The sequence below is a fragment of the Nostoc sp. CALU 1950 genome (assembly GCF_051172895.1).
GTDB classification, from domain to species: Bacteria; Cyanobacteriota; Cyanobacteriia; order Cyanobacteriales; family Nostocaceae; genus Nostoc; species Nostoc edaphicum_A.
The window spans coordinates 75,287-101,726 of the sequence record NZ_JBDNJQ010000010.1; the positions used below are offsets into that span (position 1 = coordinate 75,287).

At 42.2% G+C, this 26,440-nt stretch carries 28 protein-coding genes, 1 tRNA gene and 1 other annotated feature; of the genes, 9 read left to right on the top strand and 20 right to left on the bottom strand.

Annotated features, from left to right (window positions below; genetic code table 11):
• Positions 1–4 precede the first annotated feature (4 nt).
• Both ABF638_RS05210 and ABF638_RS05215 read left to right on the top strand, forming a co-directional pair.
• Positions 5–925, top strand: a complete 921-nt coding sequence (locus ABF638_RS05210) for a methylenetetrahydrofolate reductase (protein WP_435020838.1) — start codon at positions 5–7, stop codon at positions 923–925.
• 122 nt (positions 926–1,047) lie between these two features.
• On the top strand, positions 1,048–1,872 hold the full coding sequence (locus ABF638_RS05215) for an Rpn family recombination-promoting nuclease/putative transposase (RefSeq protein WP_435020840.1): 825 nt from the start codon (positions 1,048–1,050) through the stop codon (positions 1,870–1,872).
• Positions 1,873–1,910: 38 nt separating this feature from the next.
• On the opposite strand, the gene ABF638_RS05220 is transcribed toward ABF638_RS05215, so the two are convergent.
• From ABF638_RS05220 to ABF638_RS05230, 3 genes are all read right to left on the bottom strand, one after another.
• A complete protein-coding gene (locus ABF638_RS05220) occupies positions 1,911–2,156 on the bottom strand; it encodes a hypothetical protein (protein ID WP_069073686.1) in 246 nt (81 codons plus the stop codon).
• 270 nt (positions 2,157–2,426) lie between these two features.
• Positions 2,427–2,984 carry a phosphate-starvation-inducible PsiE family protein gene (locus ABF638_RS05225; RefSeq protein WP_181932268.1) on the bottom strand — a complete coding sequence of 186 codons (558 nt, stop codon included), beginning with the start codon at positions 2,982–2,984 and terminating at the stop codon, positions 2,427–2,429.
• Positions 2,985–3,066: 82 nt separating this feature from the next.
• On the bottom strand, positions 3,067–3,990 hold the full coding sequence (locus ABF638_RS05230; protein ID WP_435020843.1) for a tetratricopeptide repeat protein: 924 nt from the start codon (positions 3,988–3,990) through the stop codon (positions 3,067–3,069).
• A 266-nt stretch (positions 3,991–4,256) separates the two neighbouring features.
• Here ABF638_RS05230 and ABF638_RS05235 point away from each other — a divergent pair, with 266 nt between their 5' ends.
• Both ABF638_RS05235 and ABF638_RS05240 read left to right on the top strand, forming a co-directional pair.
• Complete coding sequence (locus tag ABF638_RS05235) at positions 4,257–6,305, top strand: elongation factor G (RefSeq protein ID WP_435020845.1); 2,049 nt, start codon at positions 4,257–4,259, stop codon at positions 6,303–6,305.
• A 218-nt stretch (positions 6,306–6,523) separates the two neighbouring features.
• A complete protein-coding gene (locus ABF638_RS05240) occupies positions 6,524–7,399 on the top strand; it encodes a prohibitin family protein (protein WP_435020847.1) in 876 nt (291 codons plus the stop codon).
• A gap of 301 nt (positions 7,400–7,700) precedes the next feature.
• Here ABF638_RS05240 and ABF638_RS05245 read toward each other — a convergent pair whose 3' ends face one another.
• The 3 genes from ABF638_RS05245 to ABF638_RS05255 all read right to left on the bottom strand — a co-directional run bounded on the left by ABF638_RS05245 (position 7,701) and on the right by ABF638_RS05255 (position 8,984).
• Positions 7,701–8,171: a hypothetical protein gene (locus ABF638_RS05245; RefSeq protein WP_435020849.1), complete on the bottom strand. Its 471-nt coding sequence runs from the start codon at positions 8,169–8,171 to the stop codon at positions 7,701–7,703.
• A 257-nt stretch (positions 8,172–8,428) separates the two neighbouring features.
• Complete coding sequence (locus tag ABF638_RS05250; protein ID WP_435020851.1) at positions 8,429–8,737, bottom strand: PIN domain-containing protein; 309 nt, start codon at positions 8,735–8,737, stop codon at positions 8,429–8,431.
• Positions 8,727–8,984, bottom strand: coding sequence for a hypothetical protein (locus ABF638_RS05255; RefSeq protein WP_435020853.1), 258 nt, complete (start codon positions 8,982–8,984; stop codon positions 8,727–8,729). The genes ABF638_RS05250 and ABF638_RS05255 overlap by 11 nt, the downstream gene beginning before the upstream one ends.
• Before the next feature lie 219 nt (positions 8,985–9,203).
• Here ABF638_RS05255 and ABF638_RS05260 point away from each other — a divergent pair, with 219 nt between their 5' ends.
• Complete coding sequence (locus ABF638_RS05260; RefSeq protein WP_435020855.1) at positions 9,204–9,941, top strand: SDR family oxidoreductase; 738 nt, start codon at positions 9,204–9,206, stop codon at positions 9,939–9,941.
• Positions 9,942–10,167: 226 nt separating this feature from the next.
• On the opposite strand, the gene rplL is transcribed toward ABF638_RS05260, so the two are convergent.
• From rplL to rplS, 8 genes are all read right to left on the bottom strand, one after another.
• Positions 10,168–10,560: a 50S ribosomal protein L7/L12 gene (gene rplL, locus ABF638_RS05265; RefSeq protein WP_181932255.1), complete on the bottom strand. Its 393-nt coding sequence runs from the start codon at positions 10,558–10,560 to the stop codon at positions 10,168–10,170.
• 94 nt (positions 10,561–10,654) lie between these two features.
• Positions 10,655–11,269 carry a 50S ribosomal protein L10 gene (gene rplJ / locus ABF638_RS05270; RefSeq protein ID WP_435020857.1) on the bottom strand — a complete coding sequence of 205 codons (615 nt, stop codon included), beginning with the start codon at positions 11,267–11,269 and terminating at the stop codon, positions 10,655–10,657.
• Positions 11,270–11,335: 66 nt separating this feature from the next.
• Positions 11,336–11,503, bottom strand: a sequence feature (ribosomal protein L10 leader region).
• Between the two features lie 63 nt (positions 11,504–11,566).
• On the bottom strand, positions 11,567–12,280 hold the full coding sequence (gene rplA / locus ABF638_RS05275) for a 50S ribosomal protein L1 (RefSeq protein ID WP_435020859.1): 714 nt from the start codon (positions 12,278–12,280) through the stop codon (positions 11,567–11,569).
• Positions 12,281–12,396: 116 nt separating this feature from the next.
• Positions 12,397–12,822, bottom strand: coding sequence for a 50S ribosomal protein L11 (rplK, locus tag ABF638_RS05280; protein ID WP_069071558.1), 426 nt, complete (start codon positions 12,820–12,822; stop codon positions 12,397–12,399).
• A 6-nt stretch (positions 12,823–12,828) separates the two neighbouring features.
• Positions 12,829–13,470: a transcription termination/antitermination protein NusG gene (nusG, locus tag ABF638_RS05285; protein WP_069071557.1), complete on the bottom strand. Its 642-nt coding sequence runs from the start codon at positions 13,468–13,470 to the stop codon at positions 12,829–12,831.
• The gene (gene secE / locus ABF638_RS05290) at positions 13,470–13,691 is read right to left on the bottom strand and encodes a preprotein translocase subunit SecE (protein WP_435020862.1); all 222 of its coding nucleotides are present in this window, start codon (positions 13,689–13,691) and stop codon (positions 13,470–13,472) included. The genes nusG and secE overlap by 1 nt, the downstream gene beginning before the upstream one ends.
• 299 nt (positions 13,692–13,990) lie before the next feature.
• Positions 13,991–14,063, bottom strand: a tRNA-Trp gene (locus ABF638_RS05295).
• Positions 14,064–14,215: 152 nt separating this feature from the next.
• Complete coding sequence (gene rplS / locus ABF638_RS05300; protein ID WP_012412089.1) at positions 14,216–14,578, bottom strand: 50S ribosomal protein L19; 363 nt, start codon at positions 14,576–14,578, stop codon at positions 14,216–14,218.
• 153 nt (positions 14,579–14,731) lie between these two features.
• On the opposite strand from rplS, the gene ABF638_RS05305 reads away from it, so the two are divergent.
• Both ABF638_RS05305 and ABF638_RS05310 read left to right on the top strand, forming a co-directional pair.
• Positions 14,732–15,676 (top strand): glycosyltransferase family 2 protein, encoded by a 945-nt coding sequence (locus ABF638_RS05305; RefSeq protein WP_435020864.1) that lies wholly within the window; start codon positions 14,732–14,734, stop codon positions 15,674–15,676.
• 285 nt (positions 15,677–15,961) lie between these two features.
• Positions 15,962–17,020: a glycosyltransferase gene (locus ABF638_RS05310; RefSeq protein WP_435020866.1), complete on the top strand. Its 1,059-nt coding sequence runs from the start codon at positions 15,962–15,964 to the stop codon at positions 17,018–17,020.
• Positions 17,021–17,071: 51 nt separating this feature from the next.
• Here ABF638_RS05310 and ABF638_RS05315 read toward each other — a convergent pair whose 3' ends face one another.
• A complete protein-coding gene (locus ABF638_RS05315; RefSeq protein WP_435020868.1) occupies positions 17,072–17,734 on the bottom strand; it encodes a hypothetical protein in 663 nt (220 codons plus the stop codon).
• A gap of 343 nt (positions 17,735–18,077) precedes the next feature.
• Here ABF638_RS05315 and ABF638_RS05320 point away from each other — a divergent pair, with 343 nt between their 5' ends.
• Positions 18,078–18,587, top strand: a complete 510-nt coding sequence (locus ABF638_RS05320) for a hypothetical protein (RefSeq protein ID WP_435020870.1) — start codon at positions 18,078–18,080, stop codon at positions 18,585–18,587.
• A gap of 8 nt (positions 18,588–18,595) precedes the next feature.
• On the opposite strand, the gene ABF638_RS05325 is transcribed toward ABF638_RS05320, so the two are convergent.
• Complete coding sequence (locus ABF638_RS05325) at positions 18,596–19,423, bottom strand: ABC transporter permease (protein ID WP_435020872.1); 828 nt, start codon at positions 19,421–19,423, stop codon at positions 18,596–18,598.
• A gap of 641 nt (positions 19,424–20,064) precedes the next feature.
• On the opposite strand from ABF638_RS05325, the gene ABF638_RS05330 reads away from it, so the two are divergent.
• Positions 20,065–20,604 (top strand): DUF3172 domain-containing protein, encoded by a 540-nt coding sequence (locus ABF638_RS05330; RefSeq protein WP_181932246.1) that lies wholly within the window; start codon positions 20,065–20,067, stop codon positions 20,602–20,604.
• 64 nt (positions 20,605–20,668) lie between these two features.
• On the opposite strand, the gene ABF638_RS05335 is transcribed toward ABF638_RS05330, so the two are convergent.
• The 4 genes from ABF638_RS05335 to ABF638_RS05350 all read right to left on the bottom strand — a co-directional run bounded on the left by ABF638_RS05335 (position 20,669) and on the right by ABF638_RS05350 (position 26,054).
• Positions 20,669–21,490, bottom strand: coding sequence for an AMIN domain-containing protein (locus tag ABF638_RS05335; RefSeq protein ID WP_435020874.1), 822 nt, complete (start codon positions 21,488–21,490; stop codon positions 20,669–20,671).
• A gap of 93 nt (positions 21,491–21,583) precedes the next feature.
• Positions 21,584–22,039: a hypothetical protein gene (locus ABF638_RS05340; protein ID WP_435020876.1), complete on the bottom strand. Its 456-nt coding sequence runs from the start codon at positions 22,037–22,039 to the stop codon at positions 21,584–21,586.
• Between the two features lie 197 nt (positions 22,040–22,236).
• Complete coding sequence (locus tag ABF638_RS05345; protein WP_435020878.1) at positions 22,237–24,438, bottom strand: cation:proton antiporter; 2,202 nt, start codon at positions 24,436–24,438, stop codon at positions 22,237–22,239.
• A gap of 326 nt (positions 24,439–24,764) precedes the next feature.
• A complete protein-coding gene (locus ABF638_RS05350) occupies positions 24,765–26,054 on the bottom strand; it encodes a cation:proton antiporter (RefSeq protein ID WP_435020880.1) in 1,290 nt (429 codons plus the stop codon).
• Positions 26,055–26,440: the final 386 nt, after the last annotated feature.

A 26,440-nucleotide genomic window follows, 5' to 3' on the forward strand; every position in this document is an offset into this window, starting at 1 on the left:
TTTTATGCATCACACCCATAGCCACACAGCCTTCCACAGAGCTGTACAAGCAGGTGAATTTCTAGTTACCGCCGAGGTAGCACCGCCAAAAGGGGGAGATCCAGCGCACATGATTCAAATGGCGGCGACTCTTAAGGGAAGGGTTCATGCTGTCAATGTTACTGATGGTAGCCGCGCAGTATTACGGATGTCTTCGTTAATGGCGTCAGTGATTTTGTCACAAAACGGTATAGAGCCGATTTGTCAAATTGCTTGCCGCGATCGCAACCGCATTGGTTTACAAGCTGATTTGATGGGCGCTCATGCTTTAGGTATCCGTAACATTTTAGCTTTGACTGGCGACCCAGTAAAAGCAGGTGATCATCCAGATGCCAAAGCAGTATTTGATTTAGAAGCTGTGCGACTACTGCAACTAATTCGGAAGATGAATCAAGGCGTTGATTGCAACGAAAAACCCTTGACTGATGGAGCGCTAGATTTATTTGTTGGTGCAGCAGTAGATCCGCAATGTAAGAGTTGGTCAGGTTTGCAAAGTCGATTTGAACGCAAAATTGAAGCTGGAGCGCAGTTTTTTCAAAGTCAGTTGATTACCGATTTTGAGCGGCTAGAAAAGTTTATGGATACCATTGCCGCTGGTTATAAAAAACCGATTTTGGCAGGAATTTTTCTGTTGAAATCGGCAAAAAATGCCCAGTTTATTAATAGATGTGTTCCGGGTGTAGATATTCCCCAACATATTATTGATAGATTGGCAAAAGCCAAAGACCCTTTTGAGGAAGGGATAAAAATTGCCGCCGAGCAAGTGCAGATAGCACGGCAATTGTGTCAAGGAGTTCACATGATGGCGGTGAAACGCGAAGATGCGATCGCGCCAATTTTAGATTTGGCTGGGGTTGCTCCAGTTAATCAGCTGGTATCCAAGTAAATAAGATAATAAATCTTTTATGAAAGCAGATGGAACCATCTGCTTTTTTAATCCTGAATCAGACGCGTCTACACGATTTTTGATAGACTTTCAATATCCAATTTTTGCTTCACTAAATCCAGGTGAAAACTGACAAAATATTTTATAGCTTATTTCAAGCTTTTCCTAGCATCTTTTTTGCAATAGTTGGCGATAATACTGTTGATGTAAACGCCTATAAATTTGTTTCAGTTGAAGTAAAAGAAAATGCTTTTAGGATTGATGGGGTATTTATCCCCACAAGTGAAACTACAAACCAGCCACTTTACTTTGTTGAAGTCCAGTTTCAATTAGACTCAACTTTTTATAGACGCTTCTTTGCTGAAATCTTCACTTACTTTCGTCAAAACGAATCAGTCAATTTTTGGCGTGCTGTGGTTATCTATCCCCAAAGGAGTTTAGATCCAAGCGATCGCTTACCGTATGAGTTGCTTCTAGACAGTTCACAAGTGCAACGCATTTATCTAGATGAATTAGATACGGGGGAGAACTCACTGCAAGTTGCGATCGTTAAATTAATTATCGAAAAAGAAGAGACAGCCATTGACAAAGGTAGAGAATTGATTTTACAGGCTAGGCAACAACTGGCAGATAAATCTACCAGGAAGCAAATTGTAGAATTGATAGAGACTATTCTGTTGTACAAATTTACCCGGTTAAGCCGAGAGGAGTTAGCAGAAATGTTGGGTATAGATGACGAATTCAAAAAAACAAGGATGTATCAATCAATCAAGGAAGACGGCTTAGAAGAAGGTCGCCAACAAGGTCGCCAACAAGGTAAGCAGCAAGCTAAGTTAGAAGCTATTCCCCGGTTGTTGGCATTAGGATTAAATGTGGAACAAGTGGCGGTGGCTCTCGATTTAACAGTAGCGCAAGTACAGGAAGCAACCCAGAATTCGTCTGGCTAGATTCTGGGTGCTACTTGCGATCGCACTTCAAACCTAGGTTACATCTTACCGTGTTGCATCACTTCTTGTAGATGGCGGCGAACCTCTTGTGCTTGCTCAAGATCAGACTGGCGCAATTTCTGGAATAACTCTACACAAGGCTGAGAACCTACTTGTTGTGCATCTTTGATGTAAATATCATAAGCTTTGACGGCTTCAGCCTTGTTATGCAACACGGTTACAAAATCGTACTCCAGGTTGCTAATTGGTTCTTGAGACTGTCCGTTACCTGTATTTTTAGCCATTGTTTGAACCTCTTTTTAGAATTTATAATTAACTTTATACTCACCCTTAAAGAGCGATTCATCTTCCAAAAAGAGTATATTTCAATACGTCGGAAGTACCTTGCGAGGGTAGGTTATGATGTAAATTCGTAATGACGCTCGTGGACTCGCTACCGCCGCGCTAACGTAATTCGTAATTAATAGCCGTTACTCTATAACTACGTCAGGAGATAGGACAGACAAGGGAGAAAATTCTACCTCATCTCCCCCACTCTCTAATTTCATAACAATTTATCCAAGCGGTTGCTTCTCATCACATTGACGTGAATACTCGAATTCAAACTCATCATTTTTCCGTTCCCTACCTCCTCTATATACAACCGGACAAAATTTAGTGTTAGCGCTCATACAATCCATGTGTGGCGTCTTAGCACACACCACTAATAGTCCACCCAGAACAAATAACAAACCACAAATTGCCAGCGTATTAACCCAAGAAATTTCCAGCGCTCCGTGAACTACTACCTCTCGCAGTAGAGATACAATCGTTACCTCAACTGCTACTCCCACAGAGATACTATGTTCTTGCAAATAGACCATTAATAGTCGGAATAACTCGACTAAAATCAACACAAATAGTATTTTTGCAGTCACATATTTATAATCCAGTGGCTGCATGAGGGCCATAAGTAAACCCCACAATTGGATCAGCATGACGGCAAACAAACCCAAACACAAAACAATCACAATTAGGTCTTGAAAGGCTTCCATGTTGCGAACAATTGATTGCCGATCAAGCCAGCGATCACTAAATAAAAATCGACTTTTCTGGCGTTTTTGCATGTACATTCATTCCATTCGGGATAAGTTCAGACAACACCAGCGAGTCAACCCAATACTTTTATGTTATGCAATATTAAGCTGTTGCGCCTCAGCGAGGTTGGTAATTTAAATTTTGTGCTTGTTGCAACAATTGCTCGGCATTTTTTGCCCACTGGGGATTACCCTGAGCATTGTATAAATCTCTAGCAAATTGCAATACTTGTACTGCATCTCCATATTGCTGTAACTGCATAAAAACTAACCCAGCACCATAATAAGCATTGGGATAGTTAGAGTTAGCTTCGGCTGATTTTCTAAAAGCCTCTAATGCCTCTTGTAATTTGCGTTGCTGAAACCAAATTGAGCCGAGATTGTAGTAAGCTTCGGGATATTTCGGATTAATCTTTACTGCCTGATTAAAAGCATCCCTAGCTTGATCAAGTTTGCCTTGTTGGAGATAACACATTCCCAGATGGTAAGGAGGTTCTGGTGCATTCTTGCTATATTCTATGGCTTTTCTAAAAGATGCGATCGCTCGCTCACAATCTCGTTGCTGTTCTTGTACCAACCCTAAGTTATAGTGGGCAAATCCTAGTTTGGGATCAAGTTCTAAGGCTCGTTGCAAGTAATCGTTCGCTAACTGTAAATTATTCCCTTCTAACAACGCTCCGCCTAAATTGGCAAAAGCTGGAGCAAACTTAGGATCGGCTTGCGTCGCTCGATAAAATGCATCCGCAGAGGGTTGTAATTGTCCCGTTTGTCTGAATGCTAGTCCTAAATTATAGTGCGCTGGTGCTAATACCGGATCTAGTTTAGTTGCTTGTTGAAAGGCTGCGATCGCATCTTGTACCCTTCCCGCCTGAATTGCCTGTAAACCTTGGTTTAACCAGTCTATAGCAGTTTTCGGATTAGATTGTGCCAGCTTTGAGGCGATAGGAGAAGTTAGAGAAAGAGAGGGGGAGGAAATACTAACAACGAGCAGAGTAAAACTTACTAACCCGGCTATGCGATATTTAAAGAATGATAATGCCATTGATTTTCTGACTCGCAACAATTTCAGTTAAATTTACTTGATAAAAAGTTTTTTACAAAAGTTTTTAATTCGGCATAAAAATTTGTGATAGTTAACTTTTCTTAAGCTAAATCTTACGACAGGCTACAATTTTTTTAACTTTCGATTAAAGAGAGGATAATAACAAATTAAAGAAGGGGTAATTTTGACTCCAGAGAACCATTTTTTTATCCCTTGATATATACAGAATCATGCGGTTAGGAAAAACTTACTGCAAGGGAGGTTTTATGAACGAAAAAGTAAAATCGGGTTCGCGGAATGTTGCAATTGTCGGGCCTTATTTAAGTGGAAAAACCACTTTACTAGAAAGCTTGTTATTTGTCACAGGGTCAATTTCTCGCAAAGGGAGTGTTAAAGACAGCAATACAGTGGGAGATAGTGCAGCTGAGTCGCGCGATCGCAAGATGAGTGTAGAAGTCAGCGCCGCTAGCACTGAGTATAACGGCATTCGCTTCACTTTTATTGACTGTCCGGGAAGTGTAGAATTTGCCCAAGAAACGTACAATGCTTTAATCGGAGTCGATGCGGCAATTGTAGTTTGCGAACCCATCCGCGATCGCGTCCTCACCCTTGCCCCTCTATTTAAATTCCTCGACGATTGGGAAATTCCTCACCTCGTCTTCGTCAACAAAATGGATCGGGCAAATATTCACGTTTTGGAAACGTTGCACGCCCTGAAAGCAGTATCTAGCCGTCCCCTAGTAGCGCATCAATATCCCATCATGAACGGGGAACAACTCACCGGCTTTATTGATATGGTGAGCGAACAGGCATATCAATATCATCCAGGCGCACCTGCTGACCCCATTCCCTTCCCCGAAAGTTTAAAAGAAGAAGAACATATAGCGCGGGCAGAAATGCTTGAAGCCTTAGCAAATTTTGACGACCATTTACTCGAAGAACTTTTAGAAGATATTGAACCACCCCAAGAGGAAATTCTCAAAGATTTAAAAATGGAATTAGGGGCAGATTTAGTAGTGCCCGTTTTCTTTGGTGTAGCAGAACAAGATTATGGTGTTAGACCTTTATTAGAAGCCTTGTTACGGGAAGCACCCGAACCAGAAACCACAGCAGAACGTCGTTTAAAAAACATCAAAGGTGATACACCTTTAGCGCAGGTATTAAAAACTTACTACACTCCTCAAGGTGGAAAACTCTCTCTCGTGCGTGTTTGGCGGGGCAAATTAACTGATGGAATTGTCCTCAATGGCATTCGCACTGGTGGAATTTACCGCCTCATGGGACAACAGCAGCAGATAGTTAACCAAGTTAGTGCTGGTGAAATTGTTGCATTGAGCCGTTTAGAAGGAATTAAAACAGGCGATACAATCTCCACAGAACAGCAGTCGGCAATAAAATTACCCAAAGCTGTAGAGTTGGAACCTGTGTATGCCCTCGCCATTGCACCAGAAAAGCGCAACGATGAAGTTAAACTCAGCAGTGCCATCACCAAGTTATTAGAAGAAGACTGTTCACTTGCTTGGGAACAGCACGGCGATACCCACGAAGTTATATTGTGGGGTCAAGGCGAAATTCATTTGCAAGTCGCCCTAGACAGACTGCGCCGCAAATATAATCTGCCGATGACAACCCACTTACCGCAAGTGCCTTACAAAGAAACCATCCGCAAAACAGTGGCTTCAGTTCATGGGCGCTACAAGCATCAAAGTGGTGGTCACGGACAGTTTGGTGATGTTTTTCTCGAAATCAAGCCTTTACCACGTGGTACAGGTTTTAACTTTAATGAAACCATTGTCGGCGGCGTGGTTCCTAAACAGTACATTCCTGGCGTAGAAATGGGCGTGCGGGAATTTCTAACACACGGGCCTTTGGGTTTCCCAATAGTGGATTTGTCCGTAACTCTGACTAATGGTTCGTATCACAACGTTGACAGTTCCGAACAAGCCTTTAAGCAAGCTGCCCGATTGGCAATGCAAACGGGGATACCCCAAGCAGAACCTACGCTGTTAGAACCAATTCTGCGGGTGGAAGTGACAACACCTAGCGAATTTACCTCCAAAGTGCTGCAACTGCTGAGTGGTAGACGGGGGCAAATTTTAGGATATGAGGGGAGAAACGATTGGCAAGGCTGGGATAATGTCTCTGCATACTTGCCACAAGCAGAGATGCAGAATTTTATTGTAGAGCTGCGATCGCTCACTCTTGGTGTTGGTTCCTTCCACTGGGAATACGACCATCTCCAGGAAGTGCCGGAAAAGCTTGCTGAACGTGTCATTCACAACAATGGTAATGGTGGTAACGGCAACGGCAAGTAATTTTGGATTTGGAATTAATCTAGAGTAGCGTAGGCAATGCCTGTCGTAGGCATCGCTCCAAGGCTAAGATTCCTGACTTCTGAGAGAAATCGGGAATCTTTTTTACATCTGTAAAATGATTCGTAAATCGCTAACTTAGTGAAATGGTATTAGTTTTATAAAAGCCTTTGGGAATTATGTGATTAAGTATATTCGTCTTAACTACACAGAAAAAACTCATGGGCTTTATAGTCTCTCTTGTCACTAGCCTAATTGCAATTCTCGTCTATCTCAATACACATAGCATCTCTGGTGAAAGGTCACGTTTAGCTATACGCACAATTATGATGTTGATTGGCAGTATTGCAGTACTGAATTCTTTTTCTAGGTTTTTGGTGATTGTCCCACCTGGTAATGTCGGTGTCGTTAATTTATTTGGTGAGGTTCCCGAAACTACTCTTAATCCTGGTGTCCACTTGCTGAATCCCTTTAGCAAGGTGCTGAATTTTTCTACTCGCCTTAAGGATATAAAGGAAAATATAGATGCGACATCCCAAGAAGGTTTGAGCCTAAATCTTGATGTTAGTCTTCAGTACAAGCTAGATCCGCAAAAGGCAGCTACAGTCTATAAAACAATTGGAACTGATGAAACACAACTGGTGATTTCCAGATTCCGCTCTACTGTCCGCGCTATCACGGCAAACTACCCAGCCAATGCTATTTACTCTACCAAACGCCAAGAAATTGCCCAAAAAATTGACCAACAACTCACCAAAGAAATACCGGCTTTGGGTTTCATCGTTGAGGAAGCTCTTTTACGAAACATCAAAATGCCTGATATTCTACAAGCTGCAATTCAAAATAAACTCAAGACAGAGCAAGAAAATCAGCAGATGAAATTTGTTTTAGAGAAAGAGCGTCAAGAGGCAGAACGAAAGCTTATCGAAGCGCGAGGTATAGCTGATTCTCAAAAAATTCTCTCAGGTGGACTTAGCAACCAAGTGCTACAATTACGAGCGATTGAAGCCACAGAAAAGCTAGCTCAATCTAATAATTCTAAGCTGGTAATTATTGGTTCTGAAAAAGGCTCAGTGCCTATTATGATCCAGCCATAAACAGGAAGCTCAAAGCCCTAAAATTTTTTTTATCGGGTCAATGGCTTGACATAATGCTAATTGTATGGATTATACACTATGTATTATTTGCTAGTGAGGTGCGTAGGCTTTGCCCGCCGTAGGCATCGCTCACTCTTGGCGTTGGTTCCTTCCACTGGGAATACGACCATCTCCAGGAAGTGCCTGAAAAGCTTGCCGAACGTGTCATTCACAGCAATGGTAATGGTGGTAACGGCAACGGTAAGTAATTTTGGATTTGTCTGAAATCAAAGCCCTGCATTTAAAAGTGCAGGGCTTTTTGTTAATGAATATTTAATACGCTTTGGACGTGCTGTTGAAACGCTAATCCTTCCGTACTCCACCGTTCTTGAAATGCTCGTATTTTTTCCAATCTTATTGCTTTTCCATTGGGAGGGAAGTTAATTGCACAATCAAATACTTTACTCTTATCTGGAGGATGATCCCAATCATTCGTCATCCAAATCACCTGGACAAGACGATAAATATTAAATTCCTCTCCAGCATTTCCATCAGGATAAAGTTGCCTATTCAGCATTTGAACAACATGCGTTACTTTGCTACGTTGTCTTAAAATCATCAGTTCACCTTCTTGTGGAGTCTTGGCATTTATTTCATCTTTATTTTCTAAATTTCTCCAATGTATAGCAAAAATCTTTAATTCTGGATGTATAGTAAGTATGCTTTGATAAGCCCAATGTTCACCATTTAAAGGTTTTACGTTTTTAGTCCAAATTAATCCATTTAAATCCATAACTATTTTTCAATCTTGTTTCAAAAGAGAAGCTACATTAATAGTTTTCCCGAAAATATTGCTAAAATAACAAAACTTTGTTTTTGTAAATATCACCAAGACTGAGATTCCCTAGTTCTTCAATAAGTCGGGAATCTTTTTCAATCTATAAAAGGATTGGTAAATCGCACGCCCTCAACCGTCGCACCTGATGCAAAATCCTCAGTGTAAACTTCTTCAATTTGGTTGAGTCGCGCCGTTGCCCAAATTTGCCCGTCTCAAAACCCGAAGTGATGGGTTTCCACACCGCGAATTGCTTCTAGGGAAATGAGCCGTGTAATATCAACGACATGGCAAGCAGCTAAATAGTTACGCATTCGCACCAGCGCCTCAGCAGGAGTTAAAAGCAATCGCCGAGTCCGGGTTGTAGCCATAAAAAACTCTCCCAACACCTGGGTACTAATTACTGCCTTCCCAGAACGAATCAATTGGTCAGTAATTGCAATCGCTCGTTCCTGTTTTACTATATCTAGTGGGTTGTAGATGTAAACGAGAATATTAGTATCCAGTAAAACCCTACCGTTCATAAAGGTCTTCACGCTGCCAATCCCGACCTCCAAGTTGAGCAGGTCGAGTTTTGATTTGCTCAATAAATTCTCTTTCGGTTTCCCACATTGCAAGATTGGTTTGAGGTGGAGTTATTTTACCAAGATGAAGATCAATAGCTTGGCGAATAATCTCTGCTTCACTTACACCCGCCTGTTGGGCGATCGCTTTTAGCAAATGTTCTTGACGTGGTTCAATATAAATCTGCTTGCGAATTTTACTCGACACAATTTAAGTTTTATATGATGTATACATTACGTTATACGTTATATGTGAGTAAGGTGCGATCGCTCTTGTTCAAGGAAAAAGGCGTTACTGAACGAGGGTATGATTAGCTCAACAGTTGATCCAGCTACAAGCTAGTTGATATGGTTGACTAATGCTGAGTTCAGTTTAAACAGCACTCAGTATTTCATAACCCACACTCAACAACCCTCATTAATCAATATGTCTGAGATTCAAAACAAAGTGGTAATCATCACCGGAGCCAGCAGTGGTTTAGGTGAGGCGACTGCGAAGCGACTTGCAGCTAGTGGAGCCAAGTTGATGCTGGCCGCCCGCCGAGAAGATCGGCTCAAAGAATTGGTTGCAGCGATCGCTAAATCAGGAGGAACTGCAACCTACCGAGTGACGGATGTAATAGATCGCGCACAGGTAGAAACTTTGGCGAAGGAAACTTTGAGTACTTATGGCCGTATCGACGTGCTGATCAATAATGCTGGGCTGATGCCGCTTTCTCCCCTCGACCAAGTAAAAGTGGAGGAGTGGGATCGGATGATTGATGTCAACATCAAGGGCGTTCTCTATGGGATTGCTGCCGTGTTGCCAATTATGCGTCAGCAAAAGTCTGGTCATATCATTAACCTATCGTCAGTGGCTGGACATAAGGTGTTTCCGGGGGCAGCAGTCTATTGTGCAACCAAGTACGCAGTGCGAGCAATCTCTGAAGGACTGCGGCTAGAGTCAAACGGTGAAATCCGTTCGACCAATATCTCACCAGGAGCCGTTGACACTGAACTGACTACCACGATTACCGATCAAGACACAGCAGCGGGAATTAATCAACTTTATGCGATCGCCATTGATGCAGATGCTATTGCCTGTGCGATCGCCTATGCTATTGAGCAGCCCAGTGATGTTGATGTGAATGAAATCATCATCCGTCCAACACGTCAAGAACTTTAGTTGACATCCTCACTGTAGCTTTAGCTTTTTTCTTGAATCTGTGGGTGACTTCATACCATTCGCTGATGAGCGAGTGCCCCTATTTATTGAGCCGATACGATTTTTTCTCGTGCGAACGCTACCGCGAACGCGCCACTTGCGGGCAAGATTTTGAACCTTTACTTTTTTGATAAAAAAAGGAGCCTAAGTTAGGCTCCTTAATAAAAAAGTGGTAAGAAAATTGTGACTACTTGATAGTTACCTTACCGCCAGCTTCTTCGATCCGCTTCTTAGCATCTTCAGCGGCATCCTTAGCAATACCTTCTTTAACTGCCTTGGGTGCAGCTTCTACCATGTCTTTCGCTTCTTTCAGACCCAAACCGGTCAATTCGCGGACAATCTTCAGCACGGCAATTTTCTTATCAGCTGGGACTGATTCGAGAATCACTTCAAACTCAGTTTGCTCAACAGCTTCTTCAGCAGGAGCAGCACCACCAGCACCAGGCATCATCATCATGCCACCAACGGGTGCAGCAGCACTCACGCCAAAAGCTTCTTCAATTTGCTTAACTAACTCAGAAGCTTCCAGCAAAGAAAGGGTTTTTAGTTGTTCTAAAATTTGATCGGTTGCAGCAGACATTGATATAACTCCTGTAATTTTGATTATTTATTTGTCATCGGTCATTGGTCTTTAACTATAGACTTTTGACTTTTGACTGAGTGAACCACGAAGTCTATTCAGCAGCAGTTTCAGTGCTACTATCAACTTCAGTCGCGGTTTCGGTGCTGCTATCTTGTACAGCAGCAGTTTCGGTGCTACCACCACTTTGCTCTTGGTCAGCCACAGCTTGCAAAGCACGAGCCAGTGAACCAGGAACTTCGTTGATACCCACAGCAATCTTGGTAGCCAAAGCGTTGATAGCCCCAGCAATTTGTGCAATGAGTTGTTCCTTAGATGGCAAGTCTCCCAGAGCCTTGACATCTGGTTCTTTGAGTAGGCGACCTTCCATAACACCGCCACGAAGTTCTGTCTTCTTGGTGGCTTTTTGGAAGTCTTGGTAAGCCTTAATTGCAGATGAAAAATCTTCTTTGACCAGCAAAAAGGCTGAAGAACCTTTGAGTAGTTCTGACAATGGCTGCCATTTTTCTTCACCTTCAATAGCAATGCCCATCAAAGTATTTTTAGTTACTTTGCAGACAGCACCACTCGGACGTAGCCGCCGCCGTAAATCGGTAATCTCAGCAACTGTTAATCCTTGATACTCTATTACCAGTGCCAGAGTTGACTCACTCAAAGTTTCTTTGAGGTCAGCTACTATCTCTTTTTTATTTTCTAGTGTTCTACCCATTCCAATCTCACCTCCTTAAAACAATCGGTGATTGCCCTACTTGTAAGTTTTTTCTCAACCTGAACCAAACAAAACAACAAACCCCAGCTAACATAGCCGGGGTTGAGAGTAAGACTCGTGATGCCATAGTTATCACACCTTCATGGGTGGTAATTCTGACAATTAGAGTTTTAACCTCGGCAGGATATTTAAGCTATTAGCACCTGCTGTCTCCGGCTTTGCCTATTTAATTTTTTCGTTTGTCCTTTGTCTTTTGTCATTAGTCATTTGTAAAGACAAAGGACTAATGACTAAAAATTAACTTGCTTCGCTCAGTTTCAAATCTCGTAGGGCGGCGACATCAATTTTAATTGATGGCCCCATAGTGGCTGACACATAAAATGTGCGCCAATAACGACCTTTAGCTCCTGAAGGACGGTTACGGTCAATCGTCTCCTGCAATGCCTTCAGGTTGACTAACAAATCTTCAGGCGAGAAAGTTGTCTTACCAAACATAACATGGACAATACCAGTTCGATCAGCTCGGAATTCTAATTTACCAGCTTTGAATTCTGCGATCGCACCTGCTAAGTCAAATGTCACGGTTCCACCCTTGGGCGATGGCATCAAACCACGCGGCCCAAGCAATTTACCCAGTTTCGCTACCTGTGGCATCACATCGGGTGTGGCAATCAGCTTGTCAAAATCCATTCTACCTTTCTGGATTTCGTCAATCAGTTCTTCTGAGCCGACTATATCAGCACCAGCGTTGCTTGCTTCGTTTACCTTTTCGCCTCTGGCTATCACCGCCACCCGGACGATTTGTCCTGTACCTTTGGGCAGTGCTACCGTTGTCCGCAACTGTTGGTCTGTATATTTGGGGTCAATTCCCAGCCGGATATGGGCTTCAGCAGCTTCGGTAAATTTAGCTGTTGCTGTCTCTTTAAGAAGGGCTAAAGCCTCTAAAGGATGATAGTCCTTCTCTTCTACTTTTGCTTGCAATCCCTGCAAACGACGCGATATTTTTGGCATTTTGTTCTCCTGGGGTAATTCCGAAGCTTCGCCTCTCCCCCGATAATTTTTAGTTATTTGTCCTTTGTCCTTTGTCCTTCGTCAGTTACCAATGACTAATGACTAATGACCAATGACTAATCCGTGACTGTTATACCCATATTTTTAGCCGTTCCTGCCACAATCTTCATTGCCGCGTCGATGTCGTTGGCATTGAGGTCAGGGAGTTTGGTTTGGGCTATTTCTTGCAGTTGTGCTTTGGTAATTGACCCAACCTTCTTTTTGTTGGGTTCATTCGAGCCTTTCTCAACTTTCGCCGCCTTCCGAATCAGTACTGATGCGGGTGGCGTTTTGAGTACGAATGTAAAACTCCGGTCTTCAAAAACCGAAATTTCTACAGGTATCACCATTCCAGCTTGGTCTGCTGTTTTGGCGTTGTACTCTTTACAAAACATCATGATGTTGACACCATGTTGACCCAATGCGGGCCCCACTGGCGGTGCTGGGTTGGCTTTTCCAGCATTCAAGGCCAGTTTAATGACCGCCACTACTTTCTTCGCCATTTGTATTTAGCTCTGTTTCTCTACCTGATTAAATTCCAATTCAACTGGTGTATCTCTACCAAAAATTGAGAGCAAGGCTTTAAGCTTACTCCGCTCTGGAGAGACTTCAATCACCTCGCCTTCAAAGTCTTTAAATGGACCAGAAAGCACCATTATCTTATCACCAGTAGCCATGTCAATTTTGACAACAGCTTCTTGTTCGCTGGTTTGTTTGAATATACGTTCTACTTCTGAAGAACTCAGTGGTATGGGATGCACGTGACCGCGACCCTTACTACTACCACGTTTTTGTTCTGAACCGACAAAATTAATTACATGAGAGGTGTTTCGTACCACCTGCCAGGTATCATCATCCATCATCATCCGCACCAACACATAGCCAGGGAAAACTTTTTCCTCTGTATGCTGGCGACTACCGTCTTTGCGGATTTTCACCGCTGGCGTCTGCGGAATTTCTACTTGGATAATTTTGTCAGCTACATCAAAAGTTTGAATGCGTTGTTCTAAGTTTGTCTTTACACGTTTTTCACAACCTGAGGCAACTTGCACTGCATACCAGCGTGCTTCTTTTGACGCTGTTTCTGCTGCTTCTGCTGTGTCCTCAGACTGGAAGGTTGAGTTGCGAGGTTCGTCTGTTGCAAAAGTCATCAGAATACCTGTTTGGCTGCCCAAGCAAACAATCCATCGACCAAGTATATCAAAGATGCGGAGAGTGCCACCATTAACAACACAGCGGCGGACTCGCTCACTATCTGTTTCCGACTGGGCCAAACTACTTTTTCAAGTTCTTCTTTGGTTCCCTGTATGAAGTTGCTAAAGCTAAACCCGTTTGTGGTTTCTGGCAATTCTGCTTCATTTTTTTTGGCCACGACCGATTATCCCCCGTTTCTTACTCAATTTTGGATTTAGGATTTTAGATTTACCCCATGCTTTAAGGCAAAGGTACTCAACTTCAGATTTTGGGTTGTCTATTTATTTAAATTTTTTGTCAATCCCAAATCTAAAATTTAAAATCTAAAATTTGTTTGTCCAGTTTTGCAGTTTCGACTCTATTTCACTTGCTGAAAGCAAAACAACTACAAACACAATAAGTTTACCCGAAATTATTATCGCTAACTGCTATATTAACAGTTGCGTAATTATTTCGGGCTTAGTTTTTGCTCTTGAGCGCGCCCTGGAGGACTTGAACCCCCGACATCAGGTTTTGGAGACCTGCGTTCTACCAACTGAACTAAGAGCGCACAAGCTGTTTTTGATTCAGTGATTGCGCTGAACTAAATTTCAGTTTAACGCAATATGAGATTTATATCATACCTTAATTTTGTCGGGAAAACAAGTCAGCGGCAGATGCCGCTTGAGGCTTGAAATTTCTCCCATACTTTTGAGGGACGAATCACAAAGGGCGGTCAAACCGTTGCTTGATTCGGGTTGCCTTACCTACGCGATCGCGGAGATAATAAAGTTTAGCACGGCGTACCTTACCGCGACGTAATACCTTGATGCTGTCAATTCGGGGAGAATGCAACAGAAATACCCGCTCAACACCCACGCCTTGAAAAACCTTACGAACTGTAATCGTTTCGTTGATGCCACCATTCCGCTTGGCAATCACTACTCCCTCGTAGGGTTGGACGCGGTATTTTTCGCCTTCCTTGATTTTCACTCCTACTTTTACGGTGTCGCCCACATAAATGTCGGGCAAATTTGATTTTAACTGTTCCGCTTCAATGGAGCGGATAATCTCTTGAGCGCTCATAGTCTTTCTGTCTGCTTAAAAAAATCTCACGATCATCAATGATAAATCGATAATCCTATTTCAGTCTACTTGTTGGGATTGATAATTTTACTGATACAACAGTTTAGATATCAAAGCTATATTGCAGAACGTTGTACCACAGAGGTGAAATTTATGAAATTTAGCGTCGTCATCAGTACCTATAATCGCTTGAATCTGCTGCAAAGAGCAATTGACTCGGCTCGGAACCAAACAATCGAGTGCGAGGTGGTTGTAGCCGATGATTGTTCATCTGATGACACCCAAACATATCTCAACAGCTTAGGGGACAAGGTTGTTTACCACCGTAATGAAGTAAACCTTGGTCATGCGGCAACGGTGAATGCTGGAGTTGCCAAAGCTAGCGGCGACTGGATTAAGTTTTTAGATGATGACGACTATTTAGCGCCTAACTGCATAGAAGAGATGGCAAAGGCGATCGCACTTCGTCCCGATGCTGTAATCTGCTCTTGTGTCGCGGCTCAGGTGGATGGTAATGAAGTTGAACTCTCTCGCACTCCCCAAGTTGGCCCCGGTTTAGCTTTTTATATCCCACAAGCCGATATTCACTACGGTATGCTTTTAGAGCTTGTACCCTTTGGCACACCTGTACAAGTAGCTTGCCGACGTGATGCTTTCCTGCAAACTGGTGGTTGGGACTCTACACTCGATGCTAACTGTGATGACATCGATTCCTGGATTCGGATTGCTCAGTTTGGCGATGCTATTTTCTTCAACCATTGTCTTGCTTACCGCACTATCTGGCCCGGTGCGTATAATCAAAAGTTTTCTTTGTCTCGGCGGTTGGCGACAAATATTTTGATGAAGGAAAAAATTTATGCTTTGGTAAATGACCAACATCGCTCAAAGATTCCCGTCTTTCAGGATATAAAAAATTACCTGAAACTTCATTGGATTTTAGTAGCGCTGAAGCAAAAAAATCTCAAGAGTTTCCTTTCAATGATCGATCCGTCTATACTTTCTCCTCAGTCTTGGAAGTTTTTGCTAACTGCTGCCTCATCACGCCGCTCTCAGGGAAACAATTCTCAGGTTCGCAAACTTGTATTGATTGAGTCGTAGCTGTACTCGATTCCGATGCCAGGGTATTGGGAAATAGAAAATAAGGTTGTAGCGACTGAAATAGCAGATTCAGTCTTTAGAATTTTGGAGTTTTACCCCGATTTATCAAGCCGTTACTGAATAAGTCTTTAAGCTAAGTAACTAGTTAGAAACGCTTTTAGTCAGTAGTAAGTGGTCATTTTTACGCACTACTGACTAATTTTGAGTTGTCACTGAAGAACTCAATAATTATGTAGATTCACACTCAGTTACTTATCTTTATTTTTTATACACATCTTAAAGATTATGCGAATCATACATATTTTGAACCACGTTCAAGAAATAGGTAACGGTATTGTGAATGTGGCTGTGGATCTGGCTTGTCTACAGGCAAAATCTGGTTATGAGGTAGCGGTTGTTTCTGCTGGTGGTGAATACGAGACTTTACTAGATATTTATGGTGTCAAACACTACCAACTAGACCAAAGCCGGAAACCGATAAGTATGATCAAAGCAGCTATACGTTACCGAGCGATCGCAGCAGAATTTCAGCCGGATATTGTTCATGCCCACATGATGACAGGAGTGATATTAGCACGTATTTTTAAAGGAAACAAATATGCTTTAATTTCTACAGTACACAACGAATTTCAACGTGCAAGTCTGCTGATGGGTTTGGCTGACAGGGTAATTGCTGTCAGTAAAGCTGTGCAAGATTCTATGTTTAGGCGCGGTATTCCAGAAAACAAGTTGCGGGTGGTATGTAACGGAACTTTGGGCAGTCCCCGCACTCGACAAATACAAGATTATCAACCTCTACCATTACAGCATCCAGCGATCGCGACTGTAGCTGGGATGTATCAACGTAAGGGAATTGCTGAGTTAATCGCCGCCTTTGAACAAATTGCCTCAGATTTTCCCCAAGCGCATCTTTATTTGGTAGGAAATGGCCCTGATAAACAGCTATTTGAGGCACAGGCACAAGCAACTTCTATAAAAGAACGCATTCATTTTGAAGGTTTCCAACCAGAACCTCAACGCTATCTAATATCTTGTGACATATTTGTGCTGGCTTCCCATCGTGATCCTTGCCCTCTGGTACTTTCAGAAGCGAGGGAAACTGGAACTGCGATCGTTGGTACTCAGGTAGACGGGATTCCTGAAGCTTTGGATAATGGGCAAGCAGGTCTTTTGGTGCCAGTAAAAGATAGTAATGCTTTGGCTGGGGTCTTAGTGCAATTACTGAGTAATGCCGAAATGCTGGACGAGTGGAAACAACGGGCAAATAAAAACCTAGAGCGTCTTAGTGTTGCCCGCGTCCATCAGGAAACAATGACAGTCTATCGGGAGTTAATTACAAAATGAGGGCATGGGGCATTGGTGATTATCAGTTATCACCAGTCCCCAGTAACAGCTTTAACAGTGTAGCGATCGCTTTAGTTTGAAAGCTACGCCTAAAGCGCCAAAGACGAGTACACCCAAAACATTAGTTGATTCAGGAATGGCGGTGTAAGAAGCACCCACCCGAATCGGCCCATCTTTATCCTCTTGATCTGCTGGTATTGCTGGAATGATTCCACCACCTGGGGTTAAATCGGGCTTGGTAGAAAAGAAATTGTAAAATGTTTCTCCGTCTGGGATTACGCCACCACTATAAGTGATCAGGTTGCCTTTGACGGTAACATTTGTAAAGATATCCTCTAGACCAGGAATACTAGAGAAACCAATCTTTCCATCTCCATCAACATCTCCCCATTCTACCGGCTCATTATCAAATGATGGATTAGAATCGGCATTAGTATAGAACAGCGTTTTTAAGTCAAAAACAAAGCTTCCTATATTATTGCCAGTGCCATTTATTAAGTTGTTAGCTCTATCTGGGACACCATATTCTATTCTTTGTCCTGGTAGAATATTTGGGCCAAGGGTTCTTGGTTCTCTCATTTTGAATATGTCTTTATTCACAGTCGTCACTATGGGTTCTACAAAGATGACGGCTCTTGCTGGTGTCCAAGACAAAAGACTAATTCCTGCTGCTCCTAGAACAGATAAGGCTATTTTGGTTGCAATTGTAGTCATATTTTTGTCCTTTTCATATTGGTTAAGAGAATGCTATACCGCATGGGTTAAATCAAACAGCAAAAACTCACTTTTCAACTGCTATCTATCTGCTAGATAAATAGTGGTTAATGTATGCTTGCTCACTGAGTTGATATCTACTCATAGGTTGATTTATAAAGCAATTCTTGTAATGCTTTATCACGATAACTAGTAATTTCACGCAATCTTTATAAAAAATCTAAATTAGAACTGATATGTTGACAGATTAGACAATATGTGAATTATAAAATTATCCTGACTCTTAATAAACCGTTGTTCATTGCTGTCTTAACGCGGCACTAAGTACCAGGCTTGATATGAAATGGTTATAAGATTTCGAGACTATAGCAAACGGCTTTCTGATTTTGAGCAAGAAATTTTAATTCGTTGTCCCCAATGCGATAGCATTGCCAAGATATTGACTGTGAATTCTGAGCAATCAAGTCCCAGTTCCATCAAAAGAATTATCTGTCAGCACTGTACCTATACAAAACAACAGTCAAATGTTGCCAAAGGAAAACTTGCACTGCAATTGTGGCAGAACAATTATATGGCTCAAAGAAATTCTAGCTATGGAATATTAGACCATTTTTTTGGCTTGCCCTTGTGGCTACAAACCTCTTGTTGCGGTCACGTGCTATGGGCGTATAATGAAGCACATTTGAACTTCCTGGAAAGTTATGTGCAATCAAAGTTGCGAGAACGTTTGCCAGATGACACATTAGGCTGGCACAATGGCAGTCTTGCCAGTCGCCTACCCCGATGGATCAAACTGACGCAGCATCGGGAAAAAGTTTTACAGAAAATCCAACAGTTAAAGCACAGGCTGTAATGAAGGTTTTAATCCTGTTGGTGAGCGAATTTATAACCACCCCACAAAGAAAGAGCGATCGCAATTACCAGCAAAATCGGTATGCTGTACCAAGGAAACTGGGACAAGGGTAAATGAGCCGCTGCACGCAGTCCGATGCTGGCGTAGGTCAACGGTAACAGGTAAACTACAACCTTGAGGGCAGCTGGTAATGTCGTAGGGTCAAAGAAAGTCGCTCCTAAGAATGACATAGGGATAATTATAAAATTGTTGTAGAGTCCAACTGATTCGAGCGATCGCACACTCAACCCCACAATCACCCCTAACCCAGCAAATACCGAACAATTCAGCACTACCAACAGTAGAAATAGTGGGTTGAGAAAATTCCAGTTTCCAGTCAACAGCAGCGCTACCAAAATCACCGAACCGGAAGTCATCAACCCCCGCACGACTCCCGCCAGCATTTTACCTATGTGCAGCGCTAAGGGGTGTATAGGAGTTAACAACAATTCCTCGAAGGTTTTGCTAAATAGTCTGTCTCCACAAATTGAAAATGTCGTTCCCCCAAAGCTAATCGTCATGGATGATAGCGCCACCATTCCCGGTAATATGAATTCCAAATAGTTGTCATAATTACCACTAATCCCTGAGCCGGGTTTGATAGAACTACCCAAACCCAAGCCAAAAGCTAAAATATATATCAGTGGAGATATTAATCCTGATGCAGCAACTTGTACAATTCTCACACGTAAATCTAACCAATCTCCCCAAAAAATAGTCAGAGTATCAGCTAGGAAGATTTGAAGTTGCGAAGTTTTGAACCTTTTGCCCGAAAGTAGCGCTCTTTGAGATGTCACGTGCTTTCAATTACTTATCAAAATTTCATTAAGTGTAATTTACATTGTTTTACACATCAATTACTAGGGGTAACAAAAATATCTCATCCTAAAAATTGAAAAGTAACAACAAAAGCTAGAGAGTCTAAGCATTCTGACTGTTTTAATAGTGAAAATTGAATTAAGACCATCTGATAATCATCAAAAATGTGCTATCATAATCCATCAATACGAAGAAGTTAAAAATTAACTAACAAATCAAACAAAACAAAGGTCATAACTAATAACAATTGGTTAACGATCAAATAAATAAAAATACTAACCAATTATTCAAGATAGAAGCAACAAGACATAAAGTTGAACTTCTGTCCAGATATTATGTGAAGTCGGCAAGAATAAATTTAGCTATGTAAAATTAATAATATTGGGAGGAAGCCCAAAGAGTGATATTTGGAATCTCCCACTGATTTAAAGTATTGAATACAGTGCTGGGAGGATATCAAGACCACTAAGTTATCTAGATAAATTCATATTTTTCTCAGTTACCGTGAACGTAGCACAGAAAATCACAGACAATTGCATTAAAGACTAGGCATACTGAAAAGAGGGAGCAAACTTTAGACCACTCCCTGCCAAATAGGCGTGAAGGTGATTAAGCAACAATGAGACGTAAAACCACTGGTAGATCGGCTACTACTTCTAAACCCTCTATTTTCCAATCCCCTATGTTTAACCTCTTCACCATCGCCATTATGGGAGGGGTATTGATTTTGGGAATTGGGATTGGCATTGCTTTTAGTTCTACAACCACGTTGGCGCCATCAAATGTGGCTTCCCGTGAATTCATTGACACCAAAGCACCAAACCCTGAGATTTGTGTGCAGTACGGAGCTAGCGCGATGGTGATGGACGCTAGACTGTTCGTCACTCTCAACCCCTTCAACGTCTATGTTGCCCAACCCAGTATGCGTCCTGGATGCGTAATCCGGCAAAATAACTGGGCGCTTTTAGAGCAACGTAAGCTGGTGACTAACGATCAGGTAAGAGATTGCAAAAATCGCTTGAATACCTTTGGTTTCACAGGTAACTTGGACAGTGACAAACCTGATATTAGGTGTATATATCAGAATGAAGCTGCTCAGAACTTCTTCACGGCTCAACCTGGAGCAGTTGGAACACCTCAAGAAACGGACAGATTTTAGATTTGGGTATGGGGCACAATAATTCCTGCTTGTTCCCCTTGTCCCCCTCATCTCCCACTGCTTCCTATCTATTTTTAGGAAGGGGTTGACCAAACTCGATCACCTGGACATCGGGAACATTCGGGACTGTTGGAACTGGAAATTCCGACATACCGAAAGGGGGAATGCTATTCAAATTACCGGGTTGATTTGGGAAAGAAGGAGGGGGAAGAATCAAACCAGGTTGTTGAGAGGATGTATTCGGAGTTAGGGGAGGTACAGTTACAAAAGGCTGTCCTAAGTTATTAGTAATTGTTGAGGGCAGTTCATTGGATGGAGGTGGTACTGTCAGTAAGGGTGGTTGTGCGTTAGTAGTAGTTACGGGTAGGTTAGTAGGCGGTTGAGGTGGTTTCTTGGGTGAAGGTGGGGAGTTTGCTGGTTTGACTACAGCAGTTTTACCAGAAATAACCGGACGTAATACCCAGCGAGTGGAGTTTTTTGGGGAAACGGGTTGCAGTTTTACTTGTTTGGGATTAAAAGCTGTGCCCGATGCTAAATCTAGGACAATGCGTGTGTCGTTCTCATTCAATTGAGAAACGCGAATGCTTTTGATTGATCCAGAATAATTTTGTTGTGTGGTAACGTTGCCCAACTTAGTATTTGGTAAATCTACAACAAGGCGAGGAGGTTGGGCTAAGTAAAAATAACGGGGAGTTGTGCCTGCTGATAGGGTGATTTCGAGTTGCTGTGTTTTGGTAGAAAAACGCCATTTATTTAGCTTTGCCACTGGTGTAGCAGCAGTAGTGAAAGTTTCGAGGGCGATCGCTGCACAAAAGCCTAATAGACTGATGCTAAATAGCTGCTTGCGCCATTGGCAAAATTGCCTAGTCTTTAGTCCCTGATCCATTCTTTTTATTTGCTCCATAAAACCCATACAATGCGCTCACATTGCTGTTTACTTCGCGCTTACGATTACTATCCCCAGCCCCCATTCTCCAGTTCAATGGCTGTTTAACTTATGAGATTTTTCCTCAGCTTTTTGGGGCATAGCGGTAAATGTCAGAGTTGGTGGGATGCCATTTATGCTTAATTGACCTGTCATGCTACCTTTTTCCACAAGTTGCATTTGAATTGTGACTGAGTTCAGAGGATCATTTTGGGGGCGAGGAATATCACAAAGGATTGATCTACCAACTTTCCCAGATAAATTTAACTGTTGATTTCTAAAGATGCCTGCCAGAGAGTGCTTTTCGTCAGTATCGGCGTTAGCGCTTGCCGGTAATACAGAGGCATTTAAGTAAATACCCGACTGTTGAATGTTTAACGTCAGGGTATCCGATTTTTCACAGTTCGGCAAATTTTCAGCCAGGGTTAGACGATATCTGCCGTTAACTGGAGGAGGAGCCTTGAGATTTTTTTCCCCATAAACGCTGACAGTTTTAAACAACAGTAGCACTGAACTTATTGCTACTCCGTAAAAAGCTAAAGATTTGAAGTTGAAATGATTCATGTGTTTGAGTGGAGAGATGAGGGGGATGAGGGAGACAGGGAAGACAAGGGGGACAAAAGAGAATTTACTCCCCCCTCTCCCTTGTCTTCCCTCTTTTCAATGCCCAATGCTCCGTGCCCAATGCCTCTCTTGTGCAGACTGGGTTACCACAGCGCTGGCTCCTCTTGATTACTAACTTCAGGAAGCATGGAAGTTAGATGAGCGGTGACTTGACTGTAGCGGCGAGTAATTAGCAGAGAGGAACGGCATTGGATAGCTAGTTGATCTGTATATCTTCCCAAGGTTTGACGCTCAATACCCCAAGTGCGGCTGGTGCCAGCAATTGTCAGGTCTACACTTTTTGAGGCTTCGATTAAGGCTTGGATTGGCTCTGGGGACTGGACAATTTTGATTTCAATGCGATCGCGTACACTTTTCGGTAATTGCTCGATCATCATGTCGAGTTCGTAACTCAATTTATCTTTGAGGCGATTTTCGGGTAAAACGTGTAAAACCTGCAACATACAAGTTTCATGATTGATGAGCAGTCTGAGCGCAAGTATAAGCGCCAAATCATCATGGATATTTGCAGAATAAGGCACTAACAAACTTTCTAAGCGATCGCTTCCACGGTCTACAAATACTGCCACATCAACTGGTGCAGTGGTGAGAATTTGGCCGACTTTTCCACCTAAACGATTGCGACTAAAAGCTGGACGATGCCATCCCACGAGAATTAAATCAACTTGGTCTAGTGCGGCAATCTGTGCTGTTTCCCGTGCCACATTGCTAGATATGCGAACGATAGGATGCACATAAGAGCGTGTTTCTCGCGGTTCCAGAGTATTTATCAATTCATCTAGCTGGTGGCGGCGCTGGGCAACTAATCGGTCTGCTTCATCTGGAGTACTTTCAAAGGCATAATCTTCTTCAAATTCAATCAGGCTAAGAGGGTTAACAATGGCGGGATGTCGGTAGTTGAGAGCAATACCTACTGCCAACTGTACCAACCCTTTTTGGGTACTCGGATTAGCCACTGGCACTAAAATTCGGTAGGGATGAAGGTAACTTACACTTCCAACAGTGGCATCTGTATCTATATCGTCTGTTTCTGCTTCCGACTCCGGTTCCATGACATCTAACCTGATCAGCTTCTTCGGGTATGTCCATTCCAGCAGTGGCGAGGTCATGAATGTAGTTACCAATGCCATAATTACCAGCATGGTAAATATTAAGGGGGAAATGACCCCTAACTCTAGACCAATGTTTAGCACTATCAGTTCGGTTAAACCGCGAGTATTCATTAACCAACCGAGTGCCGAGGCTTCCCGTTTATTAATGCCGCTGACACGAGCCGCTATATAAGTGCCAAAATATTTGCCTGCGATCGCCACTCCTAAAACCAACGCACACAACAGCCACAATTCTGGACGGTTGAGCAAGCCAATATCCGTCCGTAAGCCACTGTAGGCAAAAAATATTGGCAGCAAGAATATCAGGACAAAATCTTCGGTTTTTACTGCCAATTCCCGCACTAAATCTTCATTTTTGGGCATGGCTGCTCCCAGTAAAAATGCCCCAAAAATTAAGTGAATACCAATTAGTTCGGTGATTAGTGCCGATGCAACCACGCCCATATAAATCCCAGCTATCAGTAATTGGCTAAGGCGTCCTGCACGGAGGTAGTGTTTGACAAGACCTTGGAGAAACCAACGTCCTAGTGTCAACATCAAAACAACGTAAACTATACTGGCGATAATTGTGGGTATAGCACCAGCAAAGTCACCAGTCCGAGCAACTGCGATCGCTACTGCCAAGAGACACCAAGCTGTCACATCATCCACCGCGGCACAACTTAACGCTAACGTTCCTAAACGCGTTCCTTGTAAATTGTTTTCAGTAATGATTCGCGCCAACACTGGAAAGGCAGTAATCGACATCACCGCCCCTAAAAACAAGGCGAAGGCGGTAAAGGATACACTTGCACTGGCAACTAGAGGATAAAGTAGCACCGCTAGAAATGTTCCTAGAGAAAACGGCACTAAAATGCTCACATGAGAAGTGAAAACAGCTACTTTTAGCTGACTATTGAGGTATTTAGGATTTAGTTCTAACCCAATCAGAAACATGAAAAATATTAGTCCCACCTGAGACAAAACATTTAGAAAAGGAAAAGTTTCTGGTGGAAACAAGGTAACTGCTACATGGGGAGCAACTAAACCAAATAAAGATGGGCCGAGCATAATTCCGGCGACAATCTCACCAATTACCAGCGGTTGCTTAATGGAACGAAATGCTAATCCTACTAGCCTTGAAAGTCCAATAACAATCAGCACCTCAACCAGAACTAGAATAACTATGTGCATGGTTTCCTCACAATTAACTATCTGGTTTCTCGAAGATGATTCTTTAAAAAACTGGAAAATGTCAAGTTCGTTAGATCAAACCAAGAGTAATTTGTGCTTTGTTGTTATGTCAATTGCTGTTACGATGCAGGAGCAGGCAGGAAACAAGAATTATGATGATTTTCGCAGCTAAATCTCTAATTATCGGTCTTAAAAAAATTAAGTAATAGTTAGTCAGTTTATAGTTGCGCTTAAACGCAACTATAAACAAAATAGCGGTTATAATGAAGCTGAAAGCAGATAATTTTACCCAAATACTAGGTAATTAATTTTATATTTAAATCTGCTTAAGCGGAAGATTTATCGTAGCTTGTATTATGTAACAAAAAAGCAACGAGTGGTGATGCCATGAGGGTAGTAATGACTGCCATAATCACCATAATCGTAAATAAAGTGGGGGTAATTATCCCTTGCTCCAGACCAATATTGAGGATGATTAACTCCATCAAACCACGAGCATTCATCAGAGCGCCGATAGTTGCTGATTCCCGCCAATTTTCCCCAGCCAATTTTGCAGCCAACATGCAAGCAATACCTTTACCGAGAATTGCGATCGCAATAATTAAGAACGTAATCCCCCACAAAGTCGGTGTATTTACCAGTCCAATTTGAGTGTTCAATCCAGAGAAGACAAAAAATATCGGTAACAGAAAAGAAGTAGTTATAAACTCTGTATATTGGCGAATTTGTTGGGCAAATTCTCCGCGTGGTGTCACTGCTCCGAGGACAAAAGCACCAAATATTGCATAGATGCCTGTAACATCGGTAAACCACGCACAAAACATTAAAATTATCAACATCAAGGTCAAGGTTTGTCTGTTCACACCTGCATCACGTTTTGTCATGCGTGTGAATGCTCTCAGTAGAGGTTGTCCGATAAAAATCGCAAATAGCACGTAGCAAATACCACCACCAATTGCTAATATGGCAATGCTCAGAGAATTTTTCACACTAGCAAGGACGATCGCTAGTAAACACCAAGCAACTGCATCATCTACTGATGCTGCACCTAAAGCCAAAGTCCCAAAGCGGGTTTGTGCAAGACCGCGTTCGTAAAGAATGCGAGCTAACATCGGAAAAGCCGTAATTGTCATCGACGCACCTAGATACAATGCGGCTGACCAAGGCGTAACTTTTGGTTGAAAGAAATTACCATTGTGATAAAACCAAAAAGATGCGATCGCCCCTAAAATAAAAGGAGTGATAATTCCGGCAGCAGATAGCAAACTTGCACTTTTGATATGATGTTTTAAGAGTTTGGTGTTGAACTCTAAACCAATCAAAAACATATAAATTGCCAACCCAATTTGGCTGATAGCATATAAAATCGACATTGATGGATTGGGTATCTTGTCTCCTAAAGCTGTGATGATTGGAAGTTTAGGAAACAGCCATTGCTGAAAATCTGGTGCAATCAATCCTAAAAGAGATGGCCCTAGCATTACACCTGCAATCATTTCGCAAACAACATCGGTTTGACCAAGATAGCGGCGTCCTAAAATCGTGACAATGCGACAAGTGACTAAAATAACAGTGAGTTGTAGAAATAGCTGAATAACCAGATCAAAATTTGACATTGCACTTCCTTAATTTGCGTCTCTGCATTGAAGAATTGCTCCAGACTCCAAAACTTGTCCTGTTTTTCTCATTAATACATCAACACAAGTCCCAATTTTGAGAACAGAAGATAGCTGTTTTTAATTTGATGAGATACAAGAGGCAATGCGTTGCTTTGGTTTCCAAAGTTGTAGTAATTGTTATGTTGTTCTTAATAACGCACACAACTGTACGTCAATACAACATATTGCATCCAAACTAAAACCGCCATATATGATTTTTTATGATTTATTAAATTGCGATTTATAAACTTTTTCATCTATTTCAACCACAATCTGCTGTAGAGATATATATATAGCAATCCTAAATCATTCGTGAAAAATTAGATCCCCGACTTCTTCGAGAA